Origin of the sequence: Aeromonas molluscorum 848 (assembly GCF_000388115.1) — a bacterium.
In the GTDB taxonomy this organism is placed as follows: Bacteria; Pseudomonadota; Gammaproteobacteria; order Enterobacterales; family Aeromonadaceae; genus Aeromonas; species Aeromonas molluscorum.
Map to the genome: position 1 here is coordinate 1 of NZ_AQGQ01000151.1, position 9,931 is coordinate 9,931.

The 9,931-nt window shown below is 56.7% G+C and carries 8 protein-coding genes; 6 read left to right on the plus strand and 2 right to left on the minus strand.

All coding sequences use genetic code 11. The features are described from left to right. From G113_RS22175 to G113_RS16315, 3 genes are all read left to right on the plus strand, one after another. A partial coding sequence (locus G113_RS22175; RefSeq protein WP_005907245.1) for a type I restriction enzyme endonuclease domain-containing protein occupies window positions 1-162 on the plus strand: 162 nt, incomplete at its 5' end. 213 nt (window positions 163-375) lie between these two features. Continuing rightward, entirely contained in the window at window positions 376-3,003 is a 2,628-nt protein-coding gene (locus tag G113_RS21895) for an McrB family protein (protein WP_236611793.1), read from the plus strand. After that, window positions 3,000-4,328 (plus strand): McrC family protein, encoded by a 1,329-nt coding sequence (locus G113_RS16315; RefSeq protein WP_169510560.1) that lies wholly within the window; start codon window positions 3,000-3,002, stop codon window positions 4,326-4,328. Before G113_RS21895 ends, G113_RS16315 begins: the two co-directional genes overlap by 4 nt. Before the next feature lie 134 nt (window positions 4,329-4,462). Here the strand turns inward: G113_RS16315 and G113_RS16320 are convergent, their stop codons facing one another. Beyond that, on the minus strand, window positions 4,463-5,299 hold the full coding sequence (locus tag G113_RS16320; protein WP_040319323.1) for a helix-turn-helix domain-containing protein: 837 nt from the start codon (window positions 5,297-5,299) through the stop codon (window positions 4,463-4,465). A 104-nt stretch (window positions 5,300-5,403) separates the two neighbouring features. On the opposite strand from G113_RS16320, the gene G113_RS16325 reads away from it, so the two are divergent. Then, entirely contained in the window at window positions 5,404-5,937 is a 534-nt protein-coding gene (locus G113_RS16325; RefSeq protein WP_005907252.1) for a carboxymuconolactone decarboxylase family protein, read from the plus strand. 13 nt (window positions 5,938-5,950) lie between these two features. Then, window positions 5,951-6,385: a DUF417 family protein gene (locus G113_RS16330; protein WP_040319324.1), complete on the plus strand. Its 435-nt coding sequence runs from the start codon at window positions 5,951-5,953 to the stop codon at window positions 6,383-6,385. Window positions 6,386-7,359: 974 nt separating this feature from the next. On the opposite strand, the gene G113_RS16335 is transcribed toward G113_RS16330, so the two are convergent. Further along, complete coding sequence (locus G113_RS16335; RefSeq protein WP_005907254.1) at window positions 7,360-7,917, minus strand: dihydrofolate reductase family protein; 558 nt, start codon at window positions 7,915-7,917, stop codon at window positions 7,360-7,362. 543 nt (window positions 7,918-8,460) lie between these two features. On the opposite strand from G113_RS16335, the gene amt reads away from it, so the two are divergent. Then, window positions 8,461-9,879 carry an ammonium transporter gene (gene amt / locus G113_RS16340; RefSeq protein WP_005907255.1) on the plus strand — a complete coding sequence of 473 codons (1,419 nt, stop codon included), beginning with the start codon at window positions 8,461-8,463 and terminating at the stop codon, window positions 9,877-9,879. Window positions 9,880-9,931: the final 52 nt, after the last annotated feature.

A 9,931-nucleotide genomic window follows, 5' to 3' on the forward strand; every position in this document is an offset into this window, starting at 1 on the left:
CAGTACCCCGACTGGAGCAACCGCGACGATATCAAGGCCAAGCTGAAGGTAGACCTGATCCTGCTGCTACACAAATTCGGCTTCCCGCCAGTGGCCAACGATGAGGTCTACAAGAGCGTGCTGGAGCAGGCGGAGAACTTCAAGAAGTACCAAAAGGGATGATGTGGAGCCCTGCACATTCCTTGTATCAAATATTTCAACTCGCCCCCTGCACGGCACTCTACTACCCCGCCAATTCTCCGGTCAGCTGCGCCTGTCGGAAGTTGAGGTGCAAATTAATGAGGTCAATTTATGCCAATAAACCAGGAAGGCTACCGGGACTACCTATTGGCTCGCTCAATGACGGCCAATACCGCCAATTCTTACCGAGCTGGCATGAATCATCTGGCCGAGCACAGTGGGCTAGACCTGTGGTCCACCACCGACCTTGGCCAACTCGATACCCTGCTAGCGGATTACGGCTTGGGTGGGCAGCTTGCCGAAGTGGGTAACTACGGTAACGGAACGGCCCGTAATGCTTTACGCCAATGGCGTGACTATGTGGAGAGTAAAACGAGCACCGCCGAGCTGAAGACGCAGCCCGCTACCTACTTGCTAACTTGGAACCCAGAACATGCTCAGGATGGCGGTAATGCAGGGGTTAACGTGGGCAAGAGTGAGCGCTGGCCCTGCAGCTCCACCAAACCTCAACCGGGGGACCGGGTCTATTTGATCCGCCTTGGCGTTGATCCCAGAGGCATGGTGGCTCGTGGCACAGTCACCGAGGGCAGCTTTGAGGATGCAGACTGGCGTGAGCCAAGCAAAACACGCCATTATATCAGGTTTTGTGCCGAGGAAACTCGCCCTGATTGCGCCTCCGGCCTACTTCCCATTGTTTTGCTGGAGCAGATATCAGAGGGGTCGTTTAAGTGGAGCGCACAGAGTTCGGGGATCAGCATCCCCCCTGCGCTGGCCAAACAGCTTGATACCGTGTGGGAAGAAGGGCGTGAGTTGCATAGCTTGTCCCAATGCGCTCGTTGGTTTCAGGCACAACCAGAGTGGTATAACGACAGCTGGAAGCCTCAATACCGCTCCCGTGTTGAAGCCATTAAGGCAATTCAATCGGGCCAGAAAACTCTCGATGATGAGACTCTCGATTGGTTATGGCGCGAAGGAAGCAATGGAGTCTGTACCGTTTCACCCGGCCACCTCCCCAACGCTGAATATGAGCAGAACATCGGTCTGTTGCGGGAGCTGGCCACACTGATCTTGCAAGACCCAGGGAGAGGCACGTACGAGCGTATCTTTGACCGTTGGAATGCAGCAAAAGAGGCGGGGCTTTTTCGTCAGACCTACACAGCCGTTATTCATCGAGTATTTGCGGCGGTGGCACCCGAGAGCTATAGCACGCTGGTCAACGTTCAACACTGCCGCACTCTGTTGAGACGATTTACCCGTGACTTCGAACTGCAAACGTTAGATAGCCGCGACTGGTTTCAACTGAATAACTCAATCAAGCACGCCATGCAAGAGGCCGGGGTGCCCGATAGCCAGCCGATCGATAACAACATTCTCGCCTGGATAATCTATGAGGCCTTCAGTAAATCCTCGAATGAAATTGGTTCGGGCAGCGCCCAGCCACCCCTCTCCCCACAGAATATCCTTGAGGAACTCATTGTGACCAACAAGGCCCCCTTGAATCAGATCCTGTTTGGCCCACCGGGCACCGGCAAAACCTACCACACCATCGACAAGACACTGGCTATCCTGAATCCGAGCTTGTTAATCAAACCAGGGGTTACCCGGGATGAGCTGACGGCGGCGTTTACCCGTTACCAAGAGGAGGGGCAGGTGGCCTTTGTCACCTTCCACCAGAGTTTTAGCTATGAGGACTTTGTCGAGGGGATCCGGGCCGAGAGTCGGGAAGACGGGACACTAGAGTACAAAGTGGAGCCCGGGGTATTTGCCAGGTTGTGCGGGCGAGCTGGGCGCGGGGTGGTTGTCACCGACGATCCCTTTGAACAGTCCCTGCGGGAGTTAACCAAAAAAGCCGAGCAGAGCGATGATGATGGTTGGTTGCCTATGCAGACCTCCCGTGGCAAGGGTTTTCGAACAAGTTACTCACCAGAAAAGCGTACCTTCTTGATTGTTCAAGATGATCGGCAGGGAGAGCGACCACCAGAAAGAGGCAATATGGATAATGTGCGCACTCTTTATGAAACAGGAAAAGGTGGCTACAGCCTCTCCTACGAGAAGGGAATGCTAAATTACCTGAAAAAACATTGTGGCCTGCCCGCTCAGTACGAGCCGCCCGTCAGCGTCCAGCGCAAGCCGTTCGTGCTGATTATCGACGAGATCAACCGCGGCAATGTGTCGCGGATCTTTGGTGAGCTGATCACCTTGATTGAGCCCAGCAAACGTGCCGGTGCCTGCGAAGCCCTCACAACTACCCTTCCTTACTCCAAGCGCCCCTTTAGTGTGCCGGATAACCTCTATCTGATCGGCACAATGAACACCGCCGACCGTTCCCTGGCTGGGCTCGATATCGCCCTGCGTCGCCGCTTCGAGTTTGAAGAGATGCCACCCCGCCCCGATCTACTGGAAGGTGTCGTAATCGAGGAGGGGGGGCATAGCGTTAATGTGGGTGAGTTGCTGAATGTGCTTAACCAGCGAATCGAGGTGCTGCTGGATCGCGACCATTGCCTTGGCCACGCCTATTTTATGCAGCTCAACGACGATCCGACACTGGAGCGGCTGAGCAAAATCTTCCAGAATCAGGTCTTGCCGCTCCTACAGGAGTACTTCTTCGAAGATTGGCAGCGGATAGCCTGGGTGCTTAACGATCACCGCAAGAGCAGCCCGGAGACCATGTTCCTGCAGGCCCCGAAGCTCGAGATCAAGGCGCTGCTGGGTGATGATGTGCCGGTGGGTGGGCAACGTCGGCGCTGGACACTTAGCCCTGCCGCGTTTGGCAACATTGTCGCCTACGCCCTGACCATCGCGGGTGATAAGGGGGCGCAGTGAGTGCCCCCATCATGGTTCGTGAGTATGGCCGCCTGACCACGAGGTCGGTGGCCGAGCCGACCCTAGCGCTTGCCCATATCGAGCCTGCCGATTTTGATTGGCTGTGCCTGCTGAGCAACCGCTACAAGGTGAGCCATGAGCCTGCACTGACCCAACTGGAAGACAGCTGTACCTTGCAGTTGGATAACTACGTGGGGGTGATTGAAACCCCCACGGGTCAGGTGATCGAGATCCTTCCCAAGACGGCCAATGACGGTGACTCGCCCGAGCGGGGACGGGAGCTGATCCGTCGTATGCTGGAATGTGCTCTGGATATCCCTTCCCGTGAAGCGGCGGAGGCATTGCTCGATTGTTTCGATTTACCGCTTAATGAGTGGGTAATGGCGCGTTTTCTGACCGAGCTCGATCATCTGGTCAAACGGGGAGTACGCTCCGACTATCAGCGCCTCGAGGCAATCGAGCCCTTCTTGCGAGGTCAACTCGATGTGGCACGCCAGATGCGCCAACCACCCGGTAGGAGCCATCACTTTGCGCTGCGTTACGACCTTTTTCTGCCCGACCGGGCCGAGAACCGTCTACTCAAACTGGCGCTGGATACGGTGGCAAATACCACCCAGCACCCGGATAACTGGCGTCTAGCGCAAGAGCTGCGCCACCTACTGGTGGACATACCTGCTAGCCGGGACGTAGAGGGGGACTTCAGACAGTGGCGATGTGACCGCTTGATAGCCCACTACCAGGGGGCTAGGCCGTGGTGCGAGCTCATTCTATATCGTGCCATGCCGAGCTCACTGCACGGGGAGTGGCGGGGGATCAGCTTACTCTTCCCCATGGAGAAGCTGTTCGAGCGCTACGTCGAGGTGTGCTTGCGTGAGCAACTGCAGCCCGGGGCCAGCCTCACGGCGCAAGCGGCCAGCAAGTATCTGTGTCAGCATCAGGACCAGGACATATTCCAACTAAAGCCAGACCTATTACTTCATCACGACGCCAAACATTGGGTACTGGATGTGAAGTGGAAGCGTCTTGATAGCAGCGATCGCGACAGCAAGTACGGCATCAGCCAGGGCGACCTCTACCAGCTGTTTGCCTATGGTCACAAATACCTGCATGACCAGGACGAAGGCCATCTGGTGCTGATTTACCCATCGTGGGGAAAACTCAAAGCACCATTAGCACCGTTCCATTTTGATAAGCGTCTGACGTTGTGGGCCTTGCCGTTTGAGCTGGATGCGGCCTTATCGCCACGATTGGTATTACCTAGCCAACAGGATGACGATCCACGTAGTCGGTTATCTTTACCTCTAAGAACCACAACTCCAGAGTGACAGGTATCACCTCGTCAGAAACCTGCCCCGTCATTTCGACGGGGTAGATCATCACGAAAACTAGGTAGCTGACTAAAAAAGGTATAGCGACCGTAACTTGAGGATACTTTTTGGTATCGCCTGCTCACTCACAGTTACTTAGGGGTTGCAGACTTTTGTGCCTTGAGCCATCGGCCCGGGCTCAAACCAAACTCCCGCTCGAACGCCCGACTGAATGCAATGCTTCCACTGTATCCCGCCCCTAGCGCAACCTGAGTAATAGACTCTCCAGCTAGCAATTGCTGGCAAGCCAACTGCATCCGCCACTGGGTCAGGTAACCCAAAGGTGATAACCCTGTTTGCACCTGAACGTGAGCAGCAAAGCGGGCACGGGACATTCCGGCTTCCTGTGCCAATGTTGCAACCGTCCACCCTTCCTCTGAACGTAAATGCATAGCTGCAATCGCACGGGCCAATCGTGGGTCTGATAGACCGGCCAACATCCCCTGCTGGCAGAGGCCAAGCTCCACCATATGGCGCAATAACAGGATCAGCAAGGTCTCCAGCAACCGGGTCAGTACGGGTTCTTGGCCATAGTGGTTAGAAAATGCTTCGTCGAACAACAGGGTCAGTAACGGCGCCAGTGTTGGCAGCTCGCTCAGTGGCAGCACCAAGACATCAGGCAGTGCCAGTTGCAGTGGTGATGCGATCCCCTGCCCGAATGAGATAGCAGCGCACACCAGATCGCATCCCCCCAGTTGGCGCGGTTCCATACGGTGGGGAAGCCCTCCTGGAAAGAGGATCAGGGTCTGTTCTGCGAGTACGCGCGGCTCAGCGCCTTCGTGATAAAGAGTGAGCTCACCGCTTCGCAGCAAATGAAGATGTCCCCCCGCCGGATAGTCCTGGCTATGAGAGTGCTGGCACAGGTTGCCTGTGAAAAACAGTTGGGCACGTGGGGCTGTGTGTGCCAGAAGGACGGAAAGAGGATCCATATTTGAGACGAATGGTATGTATTTAAGGGATATGAGTGATAAACCATATCACGATGCGCGGCAAACTGTCTCCGTACCTTAATGAAACACACAGGAGCACGACCATGAGCCGCATTCAACCCGTAACCCAACCTTCACAATCTGTCGCCCCCACCTTTGCCACTATGCAGCGCAACCTGGGTATGGTTCCCAATCTTTACGCCACGCTGGCGCACTCGCCAGTCCTGTTCAACGGCTTTTTGGCTTTTGCTGACGCACTGAGTAAAGGGCGACTGACCGCCCGTCAGCGTGAGTTACTGGCTCTTGCCATCGGTCAGGCCAACAACTGCCAATACTGCTTATCAGCGCATACCCTGCTGGCGGGTAAGGCGGGCTTCACGCCAGAAGCCATAAAAGCTGCTCGTCAGGGAAATGCCTCAGACCCTATCGATCATGCCTTGCTGCAACTGGCGACCTTGTTGGTCAGCCAACGCGGGGTCATCAGTGACGAGCAACTGCGCAATGCCTACAGCGCCGGGCTGGATGATGAGCTGGTGCTGGAAGTGCTTGGCCAAGTGGTGCTCAATACCATGACCAACTACGGCAACCATCTTGCCGCCACCGAGATTGATTTCCCGATTGTCACTCTGGCCCCCTGAACGAGGAATCATGATGCAACGATACGATAAAGGCTTCCTGGTTGCCCTGGGTGGAGTGGTACTGATATTGCTCTGGATGGGTGTATTCAAGTTCACCCCAACCGAAGCCGCAGCCATTCGCCCTCTGGTAGCAAGCCACCCTCTGATGAGCTGGCTCTATATCCTCCTGTCAGAACAAGGGGTATCCAACCTTATCGGCCTGGCTGAGATAGCGACAGCCATTAGTCTGGTGGCTGGACTCTGGAGGCCACGCCTCGGTTACTGGAGTAGCTGGGGGGCGGTAATCACCTTCGTGGTGACCCTGAGCTTCCTGTTGACCCTACCGGGTGCTTGGAAGCTAGTTGATGGAGTGCCCACTACCCAGTTCTTCATCCTCAAGGATCTGGTACTCCTTGGCGTGGTATGGCACTACCTGAATCTGTGCCGGGATAAGCTCAGCAGCCAATAGTTCCAATGCCTTTGGCACCCTCCGGGTGCCTTTTTCAGCATGCCAGACATGACGCTCATGGGCACACAATCAGCCCTTCTCAAAACTGCGCAACTTTCTGCGCACATCTCCCCAAACTGCGCACGGGCTGGCTGCGCAGAAACGAAAAACAATGGTGATGAAATATTGGAGGAGCCAGGTTTGTTAAGGCTTGGGGGAGGATATGAGGCGCTTTGATAGTGCGCAATTGCGCAGAACTGCGCAAAACGAAATACATCGGCGCGAAGAACAACTCGGTGAGTATGAAACAGGGATGTGTGGGCAATAGGGAACTGACCTCTACCCAGTTGCTCTTGGTGTAGCTGGTGACCTGACCCGACATTTCGGCGGGGCAGACCGGTACGCCGACCGATACACTGGTGGCCACTCCGGCCATGGACTTAGCTGGGTATGGTGGCTCGCGGACCGGTACGCCGGTGACCAAATGTAGGGGCGCTTATCTGGACGGCCCTTCACCGCCCCCCCAAACAGGGAGCATTTCCCCGAGACAGGGAAGGGGCTTAGCCTTGACATATCCCGTAATGATCCAGAGATACAGACGCCACCGTCACTGTGGTGGGGGTACTTATGGGGGTATAAGAAAAATATACCAATATGTTTTTACTTTAAAATCAGTGTAGTAACCTCTTATTTCGATAGAGACCCCGGCACCATTCTAGAATTCAATGACAAAAGGCCATCCATGCGGATGGCCTTTTGTTTTTCTGTACTCGCCCACGCGGGCAAGTGGCGAGCACAACAGACAGCGGGATGCAGGAGGTCGTGTAGCCCGGGACACCGTGCTGATGCGCAGTACCCCGACGTTAGGCTGCCAACCCTGCCGCAACAAGAGGGCCCGGCCTGCGGTCTGCTTGTTGGATACGTGCACTGAGGCTTCACATCCTGGCGGCGGGTGCCCCTGGCTTGTTAGACCCCTCTAATCTTGCGTTATTCTCTCAAACCGGCCTGGCTATCTCATAGCGCAGCTCGACCATGCTGCTTCCCATCTGACGAACGTCGGTCAGCGTCAGCACAGGGCTAAGTACCCGGCGGGGAAATAGAGGCTTGCCTTGACCTAGCGTAACGGAGCCCACCTGGAGGATAAGCTCGTCCAGCAAACCAGCATCATGAAACTGGCCGGCGAGATCGCCACCCCCCACGATCCAGATGTTGGTCTTCCCGGCCACCGCCCGCATTTCGGGGTGAATATGGCGTGGCTCATCATTGACGAAACGGATGTCCGCACCCGGTATGCTTGGCAGGGGACGGCTAGAGAACACCCAAGTGGGTTGGTGATAGGGCCATGCGGAGCCTGTCTCGGCGGTGACGCGCTCGGCGTGGCGCAACATCCACTCATAGGTGGCCGAGCCCATCGCCAGGGCGCCCACATTGGCGATGAACTCCGGGTAGCTGGATTCGGCTACGTTGCCGAGGGGGAAGAGCCAGTCAAGTGAGTCATCTTCGGTGGCGATGAAGCCATCCAAGCTGGTTGCTGCAAAATACTGCGTCTTCATCTTTTATACCTCTGCTGGTGGTACGTCCGGACATCACGCCTGGGGCGGCGCTCCTCGCCAGTCAATGTCGCCATCCATTCAACAAGCCTGATAGAGCCGCCATTTCCGCTCAGTGTCCCGCAGCTTGCTGAGTTGGCTGCCAATCCAGCACTATCCCCGCGGCCAGTGCGGCTGGCTTCACGTCAGCACAGGCTCGCCCAGCAACCCGCTACTGGCAGCCAGGCGTTGCGCCATTCAGGTGCATCGCCGGGCGTTGCCCGGTCGCGGTGCAGCATGGCATGGATTGGCGCATTGATTGCACTATTATGGTGCTGCTTCGTGCTTTTACCTTTCAATTTGCTGATAGAAAAGAGTTTTTTAACTGGCCTGTTTTATGCTTCAACCATCATCAGCTTGCCATGATGGCGCACCAATAAGGGCACATCAGCCAAGACGGTGATGGAAGAGATGGTCGGGAATGTTTTATATGAGCCACCGAATTCACATTTTCATAAGCAAATAAAACAGATCCGTTGCCGGAAAGACAGGGAAGGAGATGACGACATGCGTAAGAGACTCATGATGGCAGGCTCGGTGGCGCTGACCACCTTGCTGGTGGCCCCAAGCTGGGCACAGGATGTGGTCGCAGCCACCGAGCCCGTCGCGGCCGTGACTATCAACAAAGGGGATAATGTCTGGATGTTGCTGTCGGCGGCGCTGGTGATCCTGATGTCGATCCCGGGTCTGGCACTGTTTTACGGTGGACTGGTGCGCAGCAAGAACATGTTGAGCGTGCTGATGCAGGTGTTCAGCCTGTTTTCCCTCATCTGCGTGCTGTGGGTGGTCTATGGCTACTCGCTCGCCTTTACCGAGGGCAACAGCTTCTATGGTTCCTTCGACAAGTTGCTGCTCAAAGGGGTAACCCCTGATTCCATCACAGCCACCTTCAGCAAGGGCGTGGGTATCAGCGAATTCATCTATGTCGTGTTCCAGGGGGCCTTCGCGGCCATCACTTGCGGCCTGATCGTGGGCGCCTTCGCCGAGCGCATCAAGTTTGCCGCCGTGCTGCTGTTCTCCGTGCTCTGGTTCACCTTCTCCTACATCCCGCTGGCGCACATGGTGTGGTACTGGGCAGGGCCTGACGCTTATACCAGTCTTGAGGCCGCAACGGCCGCCACCGCCACCGCCGGTTATCTGTTCCAGCATGGGGATCTCGATTTTGCGGGCGGTACCGTAGTTCACATCAATGCGGCCGTGGCCGGGCTGGTGGGGGCTTATCTGGTCGGCAAGCGTCTTGGTTATGGCCGTGATGCCATGACACCCCATAGCCTGACCATGACCATGATTGGGGCCTCCTTGCTCTGGTTCGGCTGGTTTGGTTTCAACGCAGGTTCGGCCCTGGAGGCGAATGGCACGGCCGCGCTGGCCTTTATCAACACCTGGTTGGCTCCGGCTGCGGCCGCGCTCTCCTGGACACTGGCCGAGTGGCTGATGAAGGGGCGGCCCTCCTTGCTGGGAGCGGCTTCTGGAGCCGTGGCTGGGCTGGTCGTGATCACCCCGGCCGCCGGTTTTGTCGGTGTGGGCGGGGGGCTCATCATGGGGCTGCTAAGCGGGGTGGCGGGCCTCTGGGGTGTGCATGGCCTCAAGCGACTGCTAGGCGCCGATGACAGTCTGGATGTGTTCGGCCTGCACGGGGTGTGCGGCATCCTGGGCGCGCTCCTGACCGGCGTGTTCGCCAGCCCGGATCTGGGGGGGACTGGGGTGTGGGATTATGTCACCAACCAGGTGGCGCCAGATTACTCCATCCTGACCCAGGTCAAGATCCAGGCCATAGGTGTGGGCGTGACCGTTCTCTGGTCCGGTGTGGTTGCCTTTCTGGCATACAAGCTGGTGGATATGCTCATCGGGTTGCGGGTCAAGGAGGATGCGGAGCGCGAAGGCCTGGACGTTACCAGTCATGGGGAGAAGGCCTACAGCCAGTAAAGGCGCAGACTACTTGCCAATCACGCCGCCGGTCATATCCGGCGGCTTTTTT

Excerpts from the sequence above, each read along its gene's own strand:
- G113_RS16325 (WP_005907252.1), top strand. The coding sequence starts at position 5,404 with ATGAGCCGCATTCAACCCGTAACCCAACCTTCACAATCTGTCGCCCCC.
- G113_RS16320 (WP_040319323.1), bottom strand. The coding sequence starts at position 5,299 with ATGGATCCTCTTTCCGTCCTTCTGGCACACACAGCCCCACGTGCCCAA.
- G113_RS16330 (WP_040319324.1), top strand. The coding sequence starts at position 5,951 with ATGCAACGATACGATAAAGGCTTCCTGGTTGCCCTGGGTGGAGTGGTA.
- G113_RS16335 (WP_005907254.1), bottom strand. The coding sequence starts at position 7,917 with ATGAAGACGCAGTATTTTGCAGCAACCAGCTTGGATGGCTTCATCGCC.
- amt (WP_005907255.1), top strand. The coding sequence starts at position 8,461 with ATGCGTAAGAGACTCATGATGGCAGGCTCGGTGGCGCTGACCACCTTG.
- G113_RS21895 (WP_236611793.1), top strand. The coding sequence starts at position 376 with ATGAATCATCTGGCCGAGCACAGTGGGCTAGACCTGTGGTCCACCACC.